The sequence below is a fragment of the Saccharopolyspora galaxeae genome (genome assembly GCF_016526145.1).
GTDB classification, from domain to species: domain Bacteria; phylum Actinomycetota; class Actinomycetes; order Mycobacteriales; family Pseudonocardiaceae; genus Saccharopolyspora_C; species Saccharopolyspora_C galaxeae.
This window is the reverse complement of the sequence record NZ_JADDUE010000005.1, coordinates 95,009-113,975: the sequence shown is the minus strand read 5'-3', so window position 1 is coordinate 113,975 and position 18,967 is coordinate 95,009. Positions and strand designations below refer to the sequence as shown.

The following is an 18,967-nucleotide window of genomic DNA, read 5'->3' as shown; positions in this document are numbered from 1 at the left end:
CCGCTAGCCGCGGTGTCGGCTCCGCATCACAGCAAACCCGACTGCGATGCCTTGGTGATGAGCTGGATCCTGTTGCGCGCGCCCAGTTTGCGCATCGCGTTGCGCAGGTAACCGGCGGTGGTGTGCCGGGTCAGGCCGAGTTGCGCGGCGATCTCCGGGGTGGTCAGCCCGGCCGCGGCCTGGCGCACCACGTCGTACTCGCGGCGGGTCAGTCCGGTGTCGTAGAGCCGGGCCTTCAGATGCGATGAGGCCCGCTCGCCCACCCGCGGATCGAAGATCCCGACACCGTGCACCGCTTTGCGCACGGCCGTGACGAGATCGGTGCCACCGGCGTCCTTGAGCAGGCAGCCGTCGACGCCCGCGTCGAGCGTCGCCTGCAGCGCCGCGTGCTCGCGGTAGGCGGTGAACAGCAGGATCCGGGTGGCGGCGGCGACTTTCCGGAACCGGCCGACGACTTCGCTGGCCAGCGCGTCCGGCAGCCGCAAGTCCAGCAGCACGATGTCGGGCTGCTCGCGTTCGGCGAGCGCGAGCCCGCCCGCGGCGTCCGGCGCGCTGCCGACCACCCGGATCGCCGGATCGTCGCGCAGCAGCAGGCGGACTCCGTCGAGCACGACGGGGTGATCGTCGACGACCGCGACCCGGACGGTGTTCGCGGTCACGGCGTCGGCATCCATACCCGCACCGTCAACCCGCCATCCTCGTTGACCACAGTGGACAACGTACCGCCGAGCGCACCGACCCGGTCGGCGGCCGAACGCAAGCCGATGCCGCCGGAATCCCGCACGCCCGCACCGTCGCCGTCATCCGCCACCGACACCGCCATGCCGCCGTCCAGCGCCACCGAACTGATCAGCACCGAGGACGCGCTGGAGTGCTTTTCCACGTTCAGCAGTGCTTCGCGCGCGACCGCGAGCAGCACGCTGCCCCGTTGCGGGTCACATTCGGCTACCGGTCCGATCTCGACGGATTGCGCCGAGATTCCGGTTCGCTTGCCGAACTCCGCGCAATCGCGGGTGAGCGCCGCGGCCAGCCTTCCCGCCGGCGGCTCGTCGTGGTCCAGGGCGTGCACGGATTCGCGGAACGTGGAAGCCGTTTCGGCCAGCTGGTCCTGCAGCGAATCCAGGCGGGCGAGCAGATCCGCCGCCTCACCGCCGACCGAATTGCGCAGATCCCGCAATTCCGCGCCCATCCGGAACAGCTGGGCGCCCACCGAGTCGTGCAGCTCGGATGCCATTCTCCGGCGCTCCGCGGAAACTGCGTTCTGCCGCTGCCGCTCTGCCGCCGACGCCGTCTGCAGCGCCAGCGCGCCGGTGCCCGCGATCTCCAAGGCGGTGTCCAGCTGCCGGTCGCTGAACCCGACGGGCTCGCGCATCGCCGCGTACAGCACGCCCTGCGTGCGGCCGTCGAGCATCATCGGCACCGCCATCATGCTGCGGACGTCGTCGGCCGAGATGGGGACGTCGAAGTCGTGCGTGATCAGATCGGAGCGCCGGTAATCGTCGACCCAGACCGGTTCGAGCTGCTCGTAGACCCGGCCGCCGAGCCCGAGACCGATCGGCACGTGCAGGTCGTGCAGGGTCGAGCCGGGCGTTGCGTCGCCCTGCCACAGCCCGTCCCACTGCCGCAGCACGAGCAGTTCCTCGGACTCCGCGAGCCCGGCGAGTCCGATGTGCACACCGCACTCCTCGCGCACCCGCTTCGCCAGCCCGCGCAGCGCCGCCGCCCGGTCCAGCAGGTCGAGCACCTGCGCGTGCGAACCGAGCAGCTCGCCGAACCGCAGCGCCCGCTCCGCAGGCGGATCCGGACGGTTCGCCCGCGTCGCCTTCGTTCCCCACCGCATCCGGAGCCGAAGCCTAGGCGGTGCGTCCGCGGTATCCAACCCCTCAACTGAGGGGGCCAGGTCACACGGCGTCCTTGACCGTTCGCAGGGTGCTGTCAGAGGGTGTGACACACTCAACGCCGAGTCCGAAAGGGATCGAATGGGAACCTGGCCGTCGCGGGCCGGAAAAACCGGGCAAACTCCCGGATCGGCGCAAGCGGTGGCGAATTCCCGTCCACTTCGGACTTCTGGCAGCGTGTAGTCGATTCAGCTTCATCCACATCGGTAATGCGGGGCCGCCCGTCGGGCCGGCCGAATCGGCGCACTCCGCATCCACGAACCGCAAAAGGAAGTACGGCAATGGCAACCGGGACCGAAGCGCAGGAAACCGATCCGCGCCCGGACAGCTCGCAAGACGCCGCCTCGTCGATCGCCGATCCCGGCCCCCTCGGGCTGGCCGCTTTCGCGCTGACCACGTTCGTGCTCAGCGTGTTTAACGCGGGTCTGCTCAGCGAGGACCTCGAACCGGTGGTGCTGCCGCTGGCCCTGTTCTACGGCGGGCTGGCGCAGCTGCTGGCCGGGATGTGGGAGTTCCGCAAGGCCAACACGTTCGGCGCGGTCGCGTTCACCTCCTACGGCGCGTTCTGGCTCTCGTTCGCGGCCTACGTCAAGTTCGTCTCCGAGGGCCTCGGGCCGGACGGGGACAAGGCCACCGCGCTGTTCCTGCTCGCGTGGGGCATCTTCACCGCGTACATGACCGTCGCCGCGCTGCGGGTGAACGTCTCGGTGCTGGCGGTGTTCGTCGCGCTGACGCTGACGTTCCTGGTGCTGGCCTACGGCGACTTCACCGGTGCGAAGACCGTTGTGCACGCCGGCGGCTACCTCGGGCTGATCACCGCGGTGCTGGCCTGGTACGGCTCGTTCGCGGCCGTGGCCAATGCCACCTGGAAGCGCACCCTGCTCCCGGTCGGCCCGCTCGCGCCCCAGTGAGCGCGCGCAGCTAGACCGAGCGGACGCTGAAGCACCGCCGCACGCTGAGCCGATTCTTCCGGCGCCCAGCGTGCGGCGGTGCTTTTTGCGCGCGCCAGTGGCTTTTCGGCGCACGGTGACCGAACTTGCTGTCGCTCGCGCCGTATGGGGTCCTTCGGCTGTTACAGGTTATGAGTAATTACGGGTCAATATGTGTTAAACTGTACGTGTGAAGTTGAAGGAGTGGGCGCGCGAGCAGGGTGTTTCGTACCGAACCGCGCTGAACTGGTTCCACGCGGGCACTCTGCCGGTTGCCGCTCGTCAGCTTCCTACCGGCACGATCCTGGTCGAGCCGCCAAAGGAATCGACTGGCCGCACTGTCGCGTACTGCCGCGTGTCCGGCGCCGACCAGAAAGACGATCTGCACCGGCAGGCCGGTCGTGTTGCGGAGGAATGCAGCAAACGCGGCATCACACTGAACGCGACCATCACCGAAGTCGGGTCGGGCATGAACGGCAGCCGCGCCAAACTTGCGAAACTCCTCGCCGATCCCGACGTCTCCTGCATCGTGGTCGAGCACCGCGACCGGCTGGCCCGATTCGGTGTCGAGCACCTGGAAGCCGCACTGTCCGCGACCGGGCGCAGCATCGTCGTGCTCAACAACGAAGAGGTCGCCGACGATGTGGTGCGCGACATCACCGAGGTTCTGACCAGCATGTGTGCCCGCCTCTACGGGCGCCGGTCGGCGAAGAAACGCGCCGATAACGGTCTTGCCGCGTGCGCTGCGGAGCCGCGATCGTGACCGAGGTGATCCAGGCGTACCGGTTTGCGCTCGACCCGGACTCGCAGCAGGAAGACCAGCTGCGGTCGCACTGCGGTGCTCAGCGATTCGCCTACAACTGGGGGCTCGCCCGCGTGAAGGCGGTCATGGACCAGCGCAGGGCCGAAGCGTCCTACGACCTCCCGGCCGAGGAGCTGACGCCGTCGCTGTCGTGGTCGGCGTACTCGCTGCGCAAAGACTGGAACCAGGCAAAGGACGACGTCGCGCCGTGGTGGAGCGAAAACTCCAAGGAGGCGTATGCGTCTGGCCTGGCGAACCTCGCGACCGCGCTGAAGAACTGGAACCACTCGAAGAACGGCAAACGCAAGGGGCCGAAGGTCGAGTTTCCCCGGTTCAAGGGCAAGCGCCACACCTGGTCGTGCCGGTTCACCACCGGCTCGTTCGGTCTCGCCGACTCGGACCGTAGCCATGTGAAACTGCCGCGCATCGGCACGGTGCGCACCCACGAGTCCACCCGCAAACTCGCCCGGCACGTGGAGCGCGGTTCCGCGACGATCCGGTCCGCCACGGTGAGCTTCCGGGGTGGCCGGTGGTTCGTGTCGTTCTCAGTGAAGATCGACCGCAACGATCCTGCACCCGCCGACCCGGACCGCGTCGTGGGTGTTGACCTGGGCATCAATTCCCTTGCGGTGCTTTCGACCGGCGAGGTTGTTCCGAACCCGCGCCACCTTGAAGCCGCGCAGAAGGAACTACGGCGACTGCAACGCCAGGCGTCCCGCCGAACCGGTCCGAATCGGCGTACCCGCCAGAAGCCGTCGAACCGGTGGCGCAAGACCCAAGTCTGCATCAACAGGCTGCACGCGTTCATCGCGAACGCTCGCCGAGACGGGCTGCACAAGCTCTCCAGCCGACTCGTGCGCGAGCACGGTGCGATCGTGCTGGAAGACCTCAACGTCAAAGGAATGATGTCCAACCGGCGCTTGGCCAGGCACGTTGCCGGGGTCGGCATGGGCCAGTTCCGACGTCAGATCGAGTACAAGGCAGCCTGGTCCGGCGTGCACACGTACGTTGCGTCCAGGTGGTACCCGAGTTCGAAGACCTGCAACGGCTGTGGCGCGGTGAAAGCCAAACTGCGCCTGTCCGAGCGGACCTATACCTGCGATCACTGCGGATACCGTGCTGATCGCGACCTCAACGCGGCCCGCAACCTCGCGGGCCTGGCGTCCTCCCCGAGTTGCGGGGCGACGGAAAACGAGCCCGCTGGAAACCCACGTAAGACCACCCCAGGTGGCGGCGGGTATTGCCACAGGAAGACCCCGACCGAAGCCGGGGTCAACGCTGCGCCGCGAGGCGACAGCTCAGGAACGTTTTTGCACGTTTCCTGAACGGCCACTGTGGACGAAGTGGCGCCGCGAATGCCGTGCGATCAGCGGGATCTCGCCGAACTTTGGTGCCGGATGATGTCCGGGCAGGAGGTTGTGGAGACCTTCGCGAACCTCGGGGTCGACGTGTTCGGCGAGCACGCGGAGGACTTCCCCGCGGAGTTCCGCGGCTACCTGGACGCCTCGCGCGGGCGCAGCGCGCTCGACGCGGTCCACGACGAGCAGCAGCGCACCGAGGTCTACGACGCGATCCAGGCCGTGTTCGCCGACCACGACCTGCTCGTCACGCCCACCGTGGCTTGCCCGCCGGTGCCGAACGCCGCTGACGGGAACACCCTCGGCCCGCACCGGGTCGATGGCGTGCAGGTGAATCCGCTCATTGGCTGGTGCTTGACCTACCCGCTGAACTTCTCCGGCCATCCGGCGATCTCGGTCCCGGCGGGCATGTCGGAGTCGCTGCCGGTCGGGCTGCAGATCATCGGGCCGCGTTACGGCGACCGCAGCGTGCTAGCGGCGGCGGCCGCGCTGGAGCGGATCCAACCGTGGCAGCCCGCCTACGCCCAGTGCCGACAGCGCCCGCTGAACGTTTGATGGGCGTCGTGCACCTCCGTTGACCGGCTCTCGAGACGCCTGCCGTCCGGAGTAATCATTAGAATCAATTTGATCGGAGTCGTTGACTCCGCCGGTGCAGCGCGTGCAAAGTCTTCGTGACGCCGATCGCGACCGTGCCGGCAGGCGGCAGTGCGCGCGAATTTCGCCCGTCGAGCGGAAAAGCGGTTTCGCCGGTGCCGGTAGCGGCGCTGCGGTGCGTCGGCCCGCAGCGTTTCGCCGCGTTGCCCCGAGTTCCCAAGGAGCGCTTCTCGCGATGCCCGTTCTGACGACCAGCGACGACATCCGCCTGCACTACGTCGACGAGGGGCCTCGGGATGCCCCGGTGTTGTTGATCGTCCCCGGCTGGAGCGGTTCGGCGCGCTGGTTCGAGCAGCAGATCAGCGGGCTTTCCGGGCGCTTCAGGGTGGTCTGCTTCGACCCGCGCGGGCAGGGGGAGTCGGAGCGCACCGACGCCGGGCAGCGGATGGAACGGGTCGCGAAGGACCTGCACGACCTGATCACCGCGCTGGACCTGCGCGAGATCACGCTGCTCGGATGGTCGCTCGGCGTTTCGACCGTCCTGTCCTATGTGGACGTGTTCGGCTGCGGCGTGCTGCGCAGGATCGCGCTCGTCTGCGGTGGTCCGCGGCTGATCAACTCGGGGGAGTGGGAGCTCGGCTTCGTCGATGTGCCGCAAGCTCTCGATTGGGTTGCGCTGCAACGCAAAAGCATGGAAGAAGCAGCGGATTTCGTGCTGCCGCAGTTCTTCCGCGACGAGCGTCCTGCCGAGCAGCTCGCGTGGCTGCGCTCCGAGATCACGAGCATGAACCCGGCCGGTTCCGCCGCGATGTGTTGGAACGTGCTCAACCAGGACTACACCGACGTGCTGGCCAAGGTGCAGGTGCCGACGCTGGTGCTCACCGGTGCCCACGACCGGGTCATCCCAGCGGGCAACGGCCCGTACCTCGCCGAGACGATCGGCGATGCGCGGCTGACGGTCTTCGACGACAGCGCGCACTGCCCGTTCATCGAGGAACCTGACCGGTTCAACGAAGAACTGGCGTCGTTCATGGCCTGACGTTCCGCGCCGCCGAGACCGGGTGGCGCGGCACTGTGCATGAGGTTGTCCTCATCGAAGGTTCACGCAACGCTCAGCAACGTGGCAGATCGTCTACGCCATGGACGCCCAGCGGGAAGCGGAGACGGTTCGCATCGGACCGGTGCGTTCCCGCCGGGTGCGGATCGGTGCCGCTGTTGTCGGGGCTATCGCCGTTTTCGGCGTGGTGGCCGCATTTCTGCACAACGTGCCGGATCCGGCCGGGCCGGGAGAGCTCGGCCGGGACGGGGCGCTCACGATCCTGGTGTTCATCGCAGCCGTAGCCGGCTGGATGAGCCGCCGTTCGGACGACACGTTCGTCGCGCTTGCCGCGGCCGTGGTGCTCGTCGTCTGCGGCGTCATGCCGTCCGAGGACGTTTTCGAGTCGTTGGGGCAGGACCAGATCTGGCTGCTGGTGGCGGCGTTCGTGCTGGCCGCCGGGATCGAGCGGACCGGGCTGCCCGCCCGCTCGGCGGTCGCGCTCGCGACGCGCGCCCGCCGGCCGCGAGGCTTGTTCCACCTGATCACGGTCGCGCTCGTGGGCACCGCGCTGCTGGTGCCCAGCACCAGCGGCCGGGCCGCGCTCGTGCTGCCGCTCTACCTCGCGCTGGCCGCGACGTTCGCGTCCAGGCAGCGGATGGTGCGGGCGCTCGCAGTCCTTTTCCCGGCGGTGGTGCTGCTGTCGGCCATCGCGAGCCTGCTCGGCGCCGGTGCTCACTTGATCACCAGCGAAATCCTGGACAGTACCATCGACGCGGAGATCGGCTTCGCGCGCTGGTTGCTGTGGGGATTGCCGTTCGCGGCGGTCAGTTCGCACCTCGCCGCCGAGATCGTGTTGCTGCTGTTCACCCGGCACTGCGATCGCAGCGACCCGTTGCGGATCGACGCGGGGACGTTGCGCCGACAGCTCGATGTTCCAGAACGGTTGCAGCGCAACGAAGTCCGCGCGGCGGTGTTGCTCGGCTGCGTGGTGCTGCTGTGGAGCACTGAGCCGGTGCACGGTCTGTCGCCCGCACTGGTCGCGCTGGTCGGGGCGTTGGTGATCACCTCACCCCGCGTCGGCACGGTGGGCATCAACGCCGCGCTCGCGGGGATCCCCTGGTCGCTGCTGCTGTTCATGGCCGCCACGAGCGGGCTCGGTACGGCATTGACCGAATCGGGCGCGGCGGCGTGGGTGGTGGGCGAGTTGCTCGGCAGGAGCCGTCCGGAGCACGTGCTGCTCGGCATCGTCGTGCTCAGCGTCGCCGCGCACTTGCTGGTGCAATCCCGCTCGGCACGGTCCTCGGTGCTGATTCCCGTGGTCGTGCCCGCGGCAGCGGCCGCGGGGCTGAACCCGGTGGCGCTGGCGTTCGCGTCCACGGCCGCGGCTGGTTTCTGCCACACCCTGACTTCCTCGGCGAAACCGGTCGCGATGTTCGCCGGGATCGAGCAGGCGCCCACCTTCGCGCCGCGCGACCTGCTGAAGCTCTCGGCGCTGCTCGGGCCGGCGCTGGGCGCGCTGGTCCTGCTGTTCGCCCGGTACGTCTGGCCGGTGCTCGGCCTGCCCCTAACCTGATCAGTCCACTATGGAGGTCATCGTGCTCCGAATCCTCGTCGCCCCGGCCGGGTTCAAGGAATGCCTCGATGCCGAAGACGTCGCCGCGGGGATCGGCACCGGCATCCGTCGGGTGGTTCCCGGTGCCGTCGTCGACACCGTCGGGCTGGTCGACGGCGGTGAAGGATCGACGCGGCAGCTGGCCGCGTCGACCGGTGGCGAGCTGGTCCCGGCTCGGGTGACCGGCCCGGTAGGTGAGCCGGTGGACGCCTGCTTCGCACTGCTCGGCGGAGCCGGTCCGCGCACCGCGTTCGTGGAGGTGGCCGCCGCCGCCGGACTTTCGCTGGTGCCGCACGCACAACGCGACCCGGCGCGCACGTCCAGCCGCGGTGTCGGCGAGCTGATCGCCGCGGCCTTGGACACCGGCCCCGCCAAGATCGTCATCGGCTGCGGGGATTCCGGAGTCGGCGACGGTGCGGCCGGCGCGTTGCAAGCGCTCGGGGTTCGAGTGCTCGACGGTGCGGGACGGGAGATCGGGCCGGGCGGCGGCCGGTTGGCCGACGCGGTGCGAATCGACGCCGGTGCCCTGGATCCGCGACTGTCCGCAGTGGAGCTCGTGGTGGCGGTGAACCCGAAGAACGTGTTGTGCGGGCCGAACGGCGTCGCCCGCGTCTACGGCCCGCAGAAGGGCGCAGCACCCGCCCGGATCGAGCGGCTTGCCGCGGCCATGGAGCACTGGGCGGAGCTGTTGCGCGAACACGGCGGCGCGCAGCTGGGCGACCGGCCCGGCGGGGGTGCCTCGGGCGGGCTCGGCGCCGGGCTGGCCGGCGTGCTCGGCGCCCGGCTCGTGTCCCGGTTCGACGTGTTCCTCGACGACGCGGATCTGGACGCGCGGTTGCAGGCCGCCGACCTGGTGATCACCGCGGAGGGCGCGATCGACGCGTCCACCGCGCTCGGCAAGATGCCCGCTGAGGTCGCGCGCCGCGCCAAGCGCCGGGGCAAACCGGTGATCGCGGTGTGCGGCACCATCGGGCCCGGCGCCGAGCGCAGCTACGACACCGGAATCGACGCTTTCACCGGCATCCTGACCGGACCGGTGTTGCTCCGGGAGGCGATCGCCGAAGCTCCCGAGCTCATCGCCGGCGCCACCGCCCGCGCCTTGCGGATGCTTCTCGTCGGCAGCGCCCTGCACGTTTCGCAGCACGCGTCCTGCGAAGCGCGCTGAATCCGCAGCGGCAGATGCTCCGCGAGCCCGTCGCGTGCTGCACGATTCGGGCGAGGCGGGCGTGCCCGCGCGGGCGGCGGGCTACCTTGCTGATGTGGACCTGTTCTCGCGCTCTTGGGCAGCGCTGCGCACCGCGGTCGCCGAGCTGCCGGACGAGGATTTCGCACGACCGTCCGGCTGTACCGGATGGCTCGTCCGGGACCTGGTGTGCCACCTGATCATCGACGCGCAGGACGTCCTGATCACCCTGGTCACACCCGCCGACACGGAACCGACCCGCGACGCGCTGAGCTATTGGCACGTCGCCGCGACGCCACCGGCCGGCGACGATCCGCTGGACGCGCTCACCGTTCGGCTGGCCGCCGCGTACGAGCAGCCGTGGCTGCTGCGCTTCCACCTCGACGACGTCGGTTCCGCCGCCGGTCGCGCCGCTGGACTCGCCGACCCGGCGGCCCGGGTGAGCACGCGCGACGAGGTGCTCACCGCGGGCGACTACCTCACCGCCTACGTCCTCGAATGGACGTTGCACCACCTGGATCTCGTCGCGCACCTCCCGGCCGCGGACGGACCACCCGCCGAAGGCCTGGCCCGTTCCCGCCGGATGCTGGAGGAGATCGCCGGGGCGGCGTTTCCCGCGTCGTTCTCGGACGCCGATGCGCTGCTCGTGGGGACCGGGCGGCGCGCCCCGACGGCTGCGGAGGATGCGGAGCTGGCGGAGCTGGCCGGGAAACTCCCGCTCGTGCTCGGGTGAACCGGCCTCAGCCGGGGGAGTCGGTCGTGTCCTTGGACCCCGCCAGCCGCGAATGCCGCACGCTGTAGCTGAAGTAGAAGATCAACGCGAGCGTGATCCACACCAGGAACAGCAGGTAGGTCACCGCGGGAAGGCTGTAGATCAGGTACAGGCAGGCCGCGATGCTCAGCGCGGGCGTGACCGGATAACCGGGAACGCGGAAGCCGCGGGTCAGGTCGGGCCTGCTGCGCCGCAGCACGATCACCCCTGCGGAGACCACGGTGAAGGCGACCAGCGTCCCCATGCTGGTCAGATCCGCGAGGGTGCTCAGCGGGACCACGGCGGCCAGCACTCCGACGCACCCGGAAACGATCAGCGTGTTGCGGGTGGGCGTGCCGGTGCGCGGGTGCACCTTGTGGAACGCCTCGGGCAGCAGACCGTCGCGGCCCATCGAGAACAGCACGCGGGTCTGCCCGTACAGCGTGGTGAGGGTGACGCCGAAGATCGACACCACGCCGCCCAGCGCCAGCACGATCGCGGGCCAGCCCGCCCCCGTGACGTCGCCGAGGATCACGACGAGTCCGGCGTCCTGGCCCTCGAACCGCTGCCACGCCTGGGCGCCGACCCCGGCCACGGCCACCAGCACGTAGATCACCGTGACGATCACGACCGTCCAGAAGATCGCCAGCGGCAGCGTCCGGCGCGGATTGCGCACCTCTTCGCCGCCGGTGGAGACGGTGTCCATGCCGATGTAGGAGAAGAACACCGTGGACGCCGCCGTGCCGATGCCCGCGACGCCGAACGGTGCGAACGGAGCCGCGTTCTGCGTGGAGAACGCGGTGAGCGCGATCGCGCTGAACAGCAGCAGCACCGCCAGCTTGATGCCCACGGTGACGGCGTTGATCGTCGCGGACTCGCGAGTGCCGCGCATCAGCAGCACGCCGCACATCGCGACGAGCACGGCCGCGGGCACGTTGATGATCCCGCCCTCACCGGGCGGCGCGCTCAACGCGGCCGGTATCTGCCACCCGGCGGTATCGGCGAGGAACGCGTTGAGGTATTCGCCCCAGCCCACCGCGACGGCCGACGCGGCCACTCCGTATTCCAACAACAGGCAGGCGCCGACCGCGTAGGCGACGATCTCGCCGAGGGTCGCGTAGGCGTAGGTGTAGGAAGCCCCGGAAACCGGGATCGTCGAGGCGAGTTCGGCGTAGCACAGGGCGGTCAGCGCGGCGGTGATCCCGGCGATCACGAACGAGAGGATCACCGCGGGCCCTGCCTCCGGCACGGCCTCGTTGAGCACGATGAAGATCCCGGTTCCGACCGTGGAGCCGACTCCGATCATGGTCAGCCGCACCACGCCGATCGACCGGCTGAGTTCGCCGCGGCCGTCTTCGGTGCCGCTCTCGGCGAGCAGCGTGCGAACCGGCTTGCGCCGCAGCAGCTGCTGCCACCCCGGCCGGTTCACGAGTGCCTGCCTGCGTTGCTCGCCGGCGACGGGTGGGCGGCGAGTGGTGGTAACCCGCGGGTACGGGACATGCGCGATCCTTTTCGTGCGGTTCGCCGGTAGCGGGGCGGTGCTGCGGTGACCCGCGGGCGGAACCTGGTGTTCGGGCGGAGTTCGGTCGGTGATCAATCGGCGGACGTCATCAGTACTCGCGCCCGGGGTGTCGGGGCAACCGTCGCGGCGGTGGCGGCTGCCGTTTCGTGACCGGGCAGGAGACGGTCCGGTGCTGATCGTCGCGGCCGGACTGCGGAGCGGACCGTATATCGGGCGGCTCATTATGATCAGTCTCGAGTGAAATAAATCCTTCCGGTGCGCCCCAGCCGTCCTTGGTGTCGGCGAACCGCCGGGACGTCGTCGCGCGAACGGAATGGTGCGCGCACAGCAGGTGTTCACCCGCCATGCAGCAGCCGCAGGAGGAGACCCGCGCGCGGCTGGCCGAGGCGCGCGCCGGTGCGCTGGCCCGGATCGAGTCGCTGCGGCGCGATCTCGCCGCGATCCGGGAGACCTCGACCTGGACCGGCACCGACGACGAGCACGACCCCGAAGGCGCGACGATCGCGTACGAGCGCGCCCAGGTGCGCGGGCTGTTCGACGATGCTCGCCGAGAGCTGGAAGCGCTGGACCGTGCGGCTGCCCGCGTGGACGCGGGCAGCTACGGCGTGTGCGAGCGGTGCGGGGCGGCCATCGGGGCCGAGCGGCTGGAGGCGCTGCCCGCCGCGGCGACGTGCATCGCCTGCGCGACCTGACCGAATTCGCGTTCGACGGCGCCGATCAGCGAGAACCGCTGTGCGCCGGTGCTGTGCACAATCGACGAGCGCGTCGGCCGCGGGTGTCGGAGGCCCTCCTGTTGCGCGATTCATTCCGAAGGGGCGTCGGTTTCCGCACCGGTGCGGAGTTCGTTTATTGATTCCCGTGATAACCGGGATGGTCGGTTGTCGCACACCGCGGACCATGAATCCACCTATTTCCGGATCCGCCGCCGTGCTGCGGTAAATTCCGGATCACGTATCCGTCGCCGCGTGGCTGATCGATGATGACGGTGGAGGGGTGTCGCGGGTGAGTGGACCGGGTTCGCAGGCCGAAGTACGAACGATCGGGGACGGGCGCTATGCGCTGCTGGAAGAGGTCGGCAGAGGCGGAATGGGGGTCGTCTGGCACGGGGAGGACCGGCTCATTCAGCGGCCGGTCGCGATCAAGGAGATCTCGGTGCCTCGCAATCTCACCGCGCAGGACCGGGACTCGTCCATCCGGCGGCTGCTGCGGGAAATCCGCGGGGCCGGGCGGATCAACGATCCGGCCGCGGTCACCGTCCACGATGTGCTCTGGGACAGCGATGCCGGTGTCGTCCACATCGTGATGGAATTCGTCGAGGGTTCTTCGCTCGCCGAAGTGCTGGACCGATTCGGGCCGATGCGGCCGGAATGGGCCGCGGCGATCGCGCTGGAAGTGCTCGACGCGCTGCAGAGCGCGCACCGCATCGGAATCGTGCACCGCGATGTCAAACCCAGCAACATCCTGCTGCCGTCGGCCCGTTCGCGCGCGAAACTCGCGGATTTCGGGCTCGCCTGGATGCAGGAGGACACCCGGCTCACCCGGTCCGACATGATCATGGGTTCGCCCGCCTACCTGAGCCCGGAACAGGTCAACGGCGACCCGGTGAGCACCGCGACCGACATGTGGCAGCTCGGCGTCACGCTCTACAGCATGTTGTCCGGGCATTCCCCGTTCGGCCGCACCGAACAGCAGGCGGGGTTGTACGCGGTGGTCAGCTATTCGCCGCCGAAGCTGGACTGCGGCGAGCCGCTCGCCTCCACCGTGGCCGGGCTGCTGGACAAGCGCGCCGAGCGGCGCCCGGATGCCGACGACGTGCGGGGCGTCCTGGAGCAGTACGCGCCCGACGGGCGGAGCGGGTCGCAGGACCGCACGACCTCCGTCAGGCGGCGGCGCGCACCGCGGCGGCGGATGGCGCTGGTCGTCGCCGGGACGGCGCTGGCGATCGCGGCCGCGCTGGTGGGAGGCATCGCCATCGGCGGAGCCACCGCCACCGGCGATACCGGCGTCGCCATCCCCGCGCGGGTCGTCGGCACGTCTGCGACGACCTGGAACAGCCAGATCCACGACGGCACCCCGAACCCGGAAGACGTGGATCTGACCGAGACCACCTACGGCAACACCTGGTGCGCCGACGGGGACGCGCGGCCCGGCGGGCGGATGGACCCGGTCGGCTGCGATGCGGCGCACGACATGGAGGTGTTCGCCGGCATCCAGCTGGCCAAGGACGAGGCCTACCCGCCGCCGGCGGACGCGGCGACGCTGTGCCGCGACAGGTTCGGCTCCTACAGCAACAACCCGTGGCTGCAGGAGCGCGAAGTCGAGGTCACGGCGTTGGCGCCCGCCAGGGAGCGGTGGGACGAGCGGCAATCCGAGTACCGGCACGTGGTGTATTGCGCCGTGAACTACGCGTCCGGGGCGAAGCTTCCGGGCAGCGGCTTGGTGGCGCAGTGAGCAGCCGTGCCGCTGGCCCGCTCGCGGCTTGCCCGAGGCCGCGCAGCGCGCCGGAGTCCTGCGCGCAGGCGCGGCTCGATGCCGCACGCGCTCCGGGCCGCACCCGCTGAACCGGTAACAACCAGCGATCGCGCCCACATTCGACGGCCATTCCTGGCCCCGGCCACGTTGTCCGTGCAAGGATTCCGGGGTTTGTTCTTGCAAGGAGTTGGTCGTTGCGCATCAGGTGCACTTGGCTGGTCTTCGGACTAGTGCTGGCCGTAGCCGGCTGCGGCTTCACCGGTGGTGCCGCGGACCCGGCGGCGCTGCGGGTCGCCATGGCGATCCCGCCGCGGGCGAACTGGTCCCCGGCCTCGGACGACGCGCTGCTGCTGATGCGGCTCGGCGTCACCGAGACGCTGCTCGACGGCTCACCGGACGGCACGGTCCGCCCGGGCTTGGCGGAGTCCTGGCAGCGCACCGGCCCGACCGAGTGGCGTTTCACGCTCGCCGAGGGCGTCCGGTTCCAGTCCGGTGAGCCGCTGACCGCGCAGGCCGCCGCGGACTCGGTGAACCGGGTCGTGCACGCGCCCGCACCGCCGCGTGCGCTGCGCGGCACGATCGAGCAGGCCGCCGCGCTGGACGACCGGACCCTCTCGGTCCGCACGGTTGCGCCCGATCCGATCCTGCCGCAGCGGATGAGCACGGCGAACACGGCGGTGCTGGCGCCCTCCGCGATCCGCCCGGACGGTTCGGTCGACCCGCTCAAGGGGCCGGGCACCGGGCCGTTCGAGATCACCGGAGCGGACGGTGCGCAAAGCGTGTCGCTGCGCCGCTTCGACGGTCACCGGGCAGGCCCGGCCAAGGTCGCGCAGGCGCAGGTGCGTTTCGTGGAGGATTCCGCTGCGCGGGTCAGCGGGTTGCGCAGCGGCGAGTTCGACCTGATCGACAAGGTTCCGATCACGCAGCTGGATGCGCTGCGCGGCGACGAATCGCTCGCGCTGTCCACCGTGGACCTGCCGCGCACGACCGCGTTGCACCTCAACACCTCGCGGCCGCCGTTCGACGATCCGCGGGTTCGCGGCGCCGCGGCCGAGGCGATCGACCGCGCCGAACTCGTCTCCGGTGTCCTTCGAGGACAAGGCAAGCCCGCGAGCCGCTACTTCGGTCCCGCGGTCCCGTTCAGCGCCGAGAAACCCCCACCGCCGGGCGATGTTCCCGCTGCGCGGCAGGCGTTGGCCGCGGCGACCGGCGGGCGGCCGGTGCCGATCACCATCGGCACCTACCCGGACCGGCCGGAGCTGCCGGCGCTGGCCACGGCGGTGGCCGACGAACTGGGCCGAGCCGGTTTCCAGGTGCGGATCGTGCAGCAGCCACCCGACCGGATCGAGGCCCGCGCGTTGTCGGGCGAGTTGGACGCCGTCGTGTACTCGCGCAACCAGCTCGTCGACACCCCGGACGCCGCGACGCACCTGACCAGCGACTTCAGCTGCCGGGGCGGGTTCAACCTGGATCACTTCTGCGCGCCGGAGTTCGAGGCGCTGCTCGCCGAGCTGCCGCGGCTCACCGACCCGGCCCGCCGGGCCGAGGTGTTCCGCCGGGCCGACGACCTGCTGGCCGAGAAGGTGGCGGGGATCCCGCTGGTGCACGAGCAGCAGCGCTTCGCGCACCGCGCCGAAGTGCGCGGCATCCCCGCCGACCCGCTGGAGCACGAGTTCCTGACCCGGGAGGTCACGCTGGGATGACCGAGGCACCAGAAGCGGTCGTCGAGTACTGGGACGCCCGCGCGCGGCTCGGCTACGACAGCCAGCCCGGACAGGACCCGGCCCGCGCGCTGTGGGCCGAACGCGTCGGACCGCTGGTGTCCGATGTGGTCGGACGCGGTGCCGAAGTGCTCGATTCCGGATGCGGGACCGGATTCCTGGCGCGGCTGTTCGCCGCGGACGGGCACCGGCTCACCGGGCAGGACGTTTCGGCCGGGATGCTCGCGGTCGCGGCCGAGCGCGGCGCGGCCGAAGGGCTCGGCATCAGGTGGGAACTGGGCCAATCGGACCGGCCGCCGCGCGGTCCGTTCGACGCCGTGGTCAGCCGCAACGTGCTGTGGACGCTGCCCGATGCCCGGCAGGCGGTCAGCGCGTGGGCGCGGTTGCTGCGGCCCGGCGGGCTGCTGCTGTTGACCGATGCCCGGTGGGACTCGACCGCCAGCAGCGACGCCGCCGCCGAGGAGCGGTTCCGCGAGTCCTATTCGGACACCGCGGGGCAGTTGCCGATGGGTTACGACTTCGCGGCGTGCCGGGAACTCGTGGCGCGGGCCGGGCTGGTCGACATCGCCGACCGAACCTCCGTGTTCGACGACGTCCCGTACCCCAGCGCGCCCGGGTTCTTCGTGCTCACCGCGCGCGCCCCGCGGCGTTGACGGCCGGACGGGCGCTGCTGCTGCGGCTCGCGCTGGCACCGGTCGTCGTGGCCGCGTTCGCGGTGCTCGCGGTGGCGCTGCCGGAACTGTCCGGAGTGGACGCAGCACGCACCGTGCTCGCCACCCGCTACGCCGACGGCGATCCCGACCCGGTGGTGCTGGCCGCGACGCGCGCCGAGCTGGGCACCGACCTGCCGTGGCCGCACCGGATCGCCGAACGGCTCGGCGGCTGGGTGCAGGGCGACCTCGGCACTTCCTGGGTCTCGGGGGCGCCGGTGCTGTCGGTGGTCGGGCCCGCGCTGCAGATCTCGCTGAGCATCATGGCCGGCGCCTGCGCGGGCTCGTTCGCGGTCGGTTACGTCGCCGGGCTGTTCGCCGCGCGGCGACCCGGATCGGTGGCCGACCGCGTCATCTCCGCGCTGGTGCGGGTGTTCTCGGCGGTCCCGGAGTTCGCACTGGCTCCGCTGCTGGTGCTGCTTTTCGCGGTCGGGCTGCGGATGCTGCCGAGTTCCGGGTGGAGCGGACCGGCGTACGCGGTGCTGCCGCTGCTGGCGCTGGTACCACCGCTGGCCGCGCCGATCGCCGCGGTCACCCGCGAGCAGGCGATCGCGCTGCGCGGCGAGAACTTCGCGACCGCGGCGCGCGCCCGCGGGTTGCGCGAGTTGCGCGTGTGGTCGGTGCACCTGTCCAGACCGGCGCTGCCCGCCGCGCTGTCTCTGTTGAGCTACAACGCCGCCGGAGCGATCTCCGGCACCGCCGCGATCGAGGTGGTCTTCGACATCCCCGGCCTGGGCAGCACCGTGGTCGAAGCGGTGCGCTCGCAGGACGTTCCGGTGGTGGGCGCTGGGCTGGTCTTCGCCGCGGTCGGGGCGTTGTTCGTGGGCGCGGCCGGTGACCTGCTGGGCACGCTCGCGGAGCCGCGTTCGCGCCGGGCGGTGCGCGGATGAGCGCGCTGCGCCGGGTCGGCGGTTGGACCGCGGGCTGCGTGCTGGCCGTGACCTGCGGCACCGGGCTCATCCGAGATCCGTTGCGCACCGACCTGAGCTCGGTGCTGCTGGCGCCATCGCCCGCGCATCCGCTGGGCACCGACGACCTGGGCCGGGACGTGCTGGCGCGGCTCGCGCACGGCGCGGTGAGCACGCTCGCGACGGCGGGTGTCGCGCTGGTGGTCTCGGCGCTGCTCGGCGTGCTCATCGGCATCGCCACCGGGTGGAGCGCGGGTCGCGCGGCGCTGCTGGTGCGCTCGTTGGTCGACGTGGCCGTAGCGGTGCCGCCGTTGATCGTCGCGTTGGTGACCGTGCTGGTCGCCGGGCCGAGCACCGCGGCGCTGCTGCTCGCGCTGATCGCGGTGGGATGGCTGCCGTTCGCCCGCCAGGCCGACGCGTTGGTCGCCGAGCTGCGGACCCGCAACTGGGTGCTCGCGCACCGGGCGCTCGGGGCGGGCCGGGTGCGGATCTGGCGGGGGTCGATGCTGCCGTTCCTGGCTCCCGCGACCGGCGCGCTGGCCGGTGTGCGGCTGCCCGCGATGGTCAACACCGTTGCCGCGCTCGGCTTCCTGGGACTGGGACCGCCGCCGCCGAATCCCGAGTGGGGAGCGATGATCGCCGAGTCGGTCGAACACCTCTCCACCGCGCCGTGGCTGCTGCTCTCGCCGGTGGTGGCGCTGGTGTGCGTGCAAGTGCTCGTGGCGGCTTGGGGGCCGCAGAAGTCCTGATCGCGATTGTGCGCGTCACGCGCGGTTATGACGGGAACCACGATCCAATCAGGAACATCGATCGGGCCGCGACGCGTTGGCACTGCGGATTCCACGCGCTCCGCGTTCCGCCGACCCGCCGATCGGGTTCACCGCGGGGCGCCGAATGCGCGAGCCAGCTCTGGAAGGAGGTGCGATGACGATGGCGCAGATGGATTGGCGGGACCGGGCCGCTTGCCTGGACGAGGATCCGGAACTGTTCTTCCCGATCTCCGAAATGGGGCCCGGTGCCGAGCAGGTGCGCCGCGCCAAGTCGGTGTGCGCTCGCTGCCCGGTGCGCGCCGAATGCTTGAACCACGCCGTGGAGAACGGCCTCGACTTCGGTGTCTTCGGCGGCACCACCGCTCAGGAGCGGCGGCGGCTGCCCGCCGGGTCGCGTCCGGAGGCCGCGGGCGAGCCGGGCGGGTTCGCCGAAGCGAGCTGATTCGGCCGGAACCGCTCCGGCCCCGGAAACCGGGCTGCCGCGCCGGTTTCCGGGATGGTCCCGGCGATGCCTCGGGTGGTGCGGCTTTCGTCGGCGATGGGCAAGCACTTCGCCGAGATCAAGCGCAGACTCGACGCGGCCCGATCAGCTGCCACGTCCTGATCGGCCGCGCCCTGGCGAGCTAAGGGTGAGCCGGCGGCCGGCGCATTCGGAGTTGAGTCCGGAATGGACGCCGGCCGCCCGCGGAAAACCCCGC

The 18,967-nt window shown here is 70.6% G+C and carries 18 protein-coding genes; 15 read left to right on the top strand and 3 right to left on the bottom strand.

Going from position 1 to position 18,967, the window contains the following annotated elements:
- Nucleotides 1–26: 26 nt before the first annotated feature.
- Nucleotides 27–674 carry a response regulator transcription factor gene (locus INP57_RS13280; RefSeq protein ID WP_200070503.1) on the bottom strand — a complete coding sequence of 216 codons (648 nt, stop codon included), beginning with the start codon at nt 672–674 and terminating at the stop codon, nt 27–29.
- Nucleotides 656–1,840: a GAF domain-containing sensor histidine kinase gene (locus INP57_RS13275; protein WP_200070502.1), complete on the bottom strand. Its 1,185-nt coding sequence runs from the start codon at nt 1,838–1,840 to the stop codon at nt 656–658. The genes INP57_RS13280 and INP57_RS13275 overlap by 19 nt, the downstream gene beginning before the upstream one ends.
- Before the next feature lie 339 nt (nt 1,841–2,179).
- Here INP57_RS13275 and INP57_RS13270 point away from each other — a divergent pair, with 339 nt between their 5' ends.
- From INP57_RS13270 to INP57_RS13235, 8 genes are all read left to right on the top strand, one after another.
- Nucleotides 2,180–2,809 carry an acetate uptake transporter gene (locus INP57_RS13270; protein ID WP_200070501.1) on the top strand — a complete coding sequence of 210 codons (630 nt, stop codon included), beginning with the start codon at nt 2,180–2,182 and terminating at the stop codon, nt 2,807–2,809.
- A 208-nt stretch (nt 2,810–3,017) separates the two neighbouring features.
- Nucleotides 3,018–3,590, top strand: coding sequence for an IS607 family transposase (locus INP57_RS13265; protein WP_200070500.1), 573 nt, complete (start codon nt 3,018–3,020; stop codon nt 3,588–3,590).
- A complete protein-coding gene (gene tnpB, locus INP57_RS13260; RefSeq protein WP_307850055.1) occupies nt 3,587–4,954 on the top strand; it encodes an IS607 family element RNA-guided endonuclease TnpB in 1,368 nt (455 codons plus the stop codon). Before INP57_RS13265 ends, tnpB begins: the two co-directional genes overlap by 4 nt.
- Before the next feature lie 75 nt (nt 4,955–5,029).
- Nucleotides 5,030–5,542, top strand: coding sequence for an amidase family protein (locus tag INP57_RS13255; RefSeq protein WP_200070499.1), 513 nt, complete (start codon nt 5,030–5,032; stop codon nt 5,540–5,542).
- A 274-nt stretch (nt 5,543–5,816) separates the two neighbouring features.
- Nucleotides 5,817–6,620 carry an alpha/beta fold hydrolase gene (locus INP57_RS13250; RefSeq protein WP_200070498.1) on the top strand — a complete coding sequence of 268 codons (804 nt, stop codon included), beginning with the start codon at nt 5,817–5,819 and terminating at the stop codon, nt 6,618–6,620.
- Between the two features lie 100 nt (nt 6,621–6,720).
- On the top strand, nt 6,721–8,193 hold the full coding sequence (locus INP57_RS13245) for an SLC13 family permease (RefSeq protein ID WP_200070497.1): 1,473 nt from the start codon (nt 6,721–6,723) through the stop codon (nt 8,191–8,193).
- Between the two features lie 22 nt (nt 8,194–8,215).
- Nucleotides 8,216–9,397, top strand: coding sequence for a glycerate kinase family protein (locus INP57_RS13240; RefSeq protein ID WP_307850054.1), 1,182 nt, complete (start codon nt 8,216–8,218; stop codon nt 9,395–9,397).
- A gap of 94 nt (nt 9,398–9,491) precedes the next feature.
- A complete protein-coding gene (locus tag INP57_RS13235; protein ID WP_200070780.1) occupies nt 9,492–10,148 on the top strand; it encodes a maleylpyruvate isomerase N-terminal domain-containing protein in 657 nt (218 codons plus the stop codon).
- A gap of 7 nt (nt 10,149–10,155) precedes the next feature.
- Here the strand turns inward: INP57_RS13235 and INP57_RS13230 are convergent, their stop codons facing one another.
- Nucleotides 10,156–11,595, bottom strand: coding sequence for an amino acid permease (locus INP57_RS13230; RefSeq protein WP_307850053.1), 1,440 nt, complete (start codon nt 11,593–11,595; stop codon nt 10,156–10,158).
- 437 nt (nt 11,596–12,032) lie between these two features.
- Here INP57_RS13230 and INP57_RS13225 point away from each other — a divergent pair, with 437 nt between their 5' ends.
- The 7 genes from INP57_RS13225 (at nt 12,033) to INP57_RS13195 (ending at nt 18,711) form a co-directional block, all read left to right on the top strand.
- Nucleotides 12,033–12,380 (top strand): TraR/DksA family transcriptional regulator, encoded by a 348-nt coding sequence (locus INP57_RS13225; protein ID WP_200070494.1) that lies wholly within the window; start codon nt 12,033–12,035, stop codon nt 12,378–12,380.
- Between the two features lie 310 nt (nt 12,381–12,690).
- Nucleotides 12,691–14,139, top strand: coding sequence for a serine/threonine-protein kinase (locus INP57_RS13220; protein WP_200070493.1), 1,449 nt, complete (start codon nt 12,691–12,693; stop codon nt 14,137–14,139).
- A gap of 215 nt (nt 14,140–14,354) precedes the next feature.
- Nucleotides 14,355–15,863: an ABC transporter substrate-binding protein gene (locus INP57_RS13215; RefSeq protein WP_200070492.1), complete on the top strand. Its 1,509-nt coding sequence runs from the start codon at nt 14,355–14,357 to the stop codon at nt 15,861–15,863.
- Nucleotides 15,860–16,534 carry a class I SAM-dependent methyltransferase gene (locus INP57_RS13210; RefSeq protein WP_200070491.1) on the top strand — a complete coding sequence of 225 codons (675 nt, stop codon included), beginning with the start codon at nt 15,860–15,862 and terminating at the stop codon, nt 16,532–16,534. Before INP57_RS13215 ends, INP57_RS13210 begins: the two co-directional genes overlap by 4 nt.
- The gene (locus INP57_RS13205) at nt 16,531–17,481 is read left to right on the top strand and encodes an ABC transporter permease (RefSeq protein WP_200070490.1); all 951 of its coding nucleotides are present in this window, start codon (nt 16,531–16,533) and stop codon (nt 17,479–17,481) included. Before INP57_RS13210 ends, INP57_RS13205 begins: the two co-directional genes overlap by 4 nt.
- Nucleotides 17,478–18,248: an ABC transporter permease gene (locus tag INP57_RS13200; protein WP_200070489.1), complete on the top strand. Its 771-nt coding sequence runs from the start codon at nt 17,478–17,480 to the stop codon at nt 18,246–18,248. The genes INP57_RS13205 and INP57_RS13200 overlap by 4 nt, the downstream gene beginning before the upstream one ends.
- 175 nt (nt 18,249–18,423) lie before the next feature.
- Nucleotides 18,424–18,711 carry a WhiB family transcriptional regulator gene (locus INP57_RS13195; protein WP_374220944.1) on the top strand — a complete coding sequence of 96 codons (288 nt, stop codon included), beginning with the start codon at nt 18,424–18,426 and terminating at the stop codon, nt 18,709–18,711.
- The last annotated feature ends 256 nt before the right edge of the window (nt 18,712–18,967 follow it).

Excerpts from the sequence above, each read along its gene's own strand:
- INP57_RS13280 (WP_200070503.1), bottom strand. The coding sequence starts at position 674 with ATGGATGCCGACGCCGTGACCGCGAACACCGTCCGGGTCGCGGTCGTC.
- INP57_RS13275 (WP_200070502.1), bottom strand. The coding sequence starts at position 1,840 with ATGCGGTGGGGAACGAAGGCGACGCGGGCGAACCGTCCGGATCCGCCT.
- INP57_RS13270 (WP_200070501.1), top strand. The coding sequence starts at position 2,180 with ATGGCAACCGGGACCGAAGCGCAGGAAACCGATCCGCGCCCGGACAGC.
- INP57_RS13255 (WP_200070499.1), top strand. The coding sequence starts at position 5,030 with ATGTCCGGGCAGGAGGTTGTGGAGACCTTCGCGAACCTCGGGGTCGAC.
- INP57_RS13250 (WP_200070498.1), top strand. The coding sequence starts at position 5,817 with ATGCCCGTTCTGACGACCAGCGACGACATCCGCCTGCACTACGTCGAC.
- INP57_RS13245 (WP_200070497.1), top strand. The coding sequence starts at position 6,721 with ATGGACGCCCAGCGGGAAGCGGAGACGGTTCGCATCGGACCGGTGCGT.
- INP57_RS13225 (WP_200070494.1), top strand. The coding sequence starts at position 12,033 with ATGCAGCAGCCGCAGGAGGAGACCCGCGCGCGGCTGGCCGAGGCGCGC.
- INP57_RS13210 (WP_200070491.1), top strand. The coding sequence starts at position 15,860 with ATGACCGAGGCACCAGAAGCGGTCGTCGAGTACTGGGACGCCCGCGCG.
- INP57_RS13200 (WP_200070489.1), top strand. The coding sequence starts at position 17,478 with ATGAGCGCGCTGCGCCGGGTCGGCGGTTGGACCGCGGGCTGCGTGCTG.
- INP57_RS13195 (WP_374220944.1), top strand. The coding sequence starts at position 18,424 with ATGACGATGGCGCAGATGGATTGGCGGGACCGGGCCGCTTGCCTGGAC.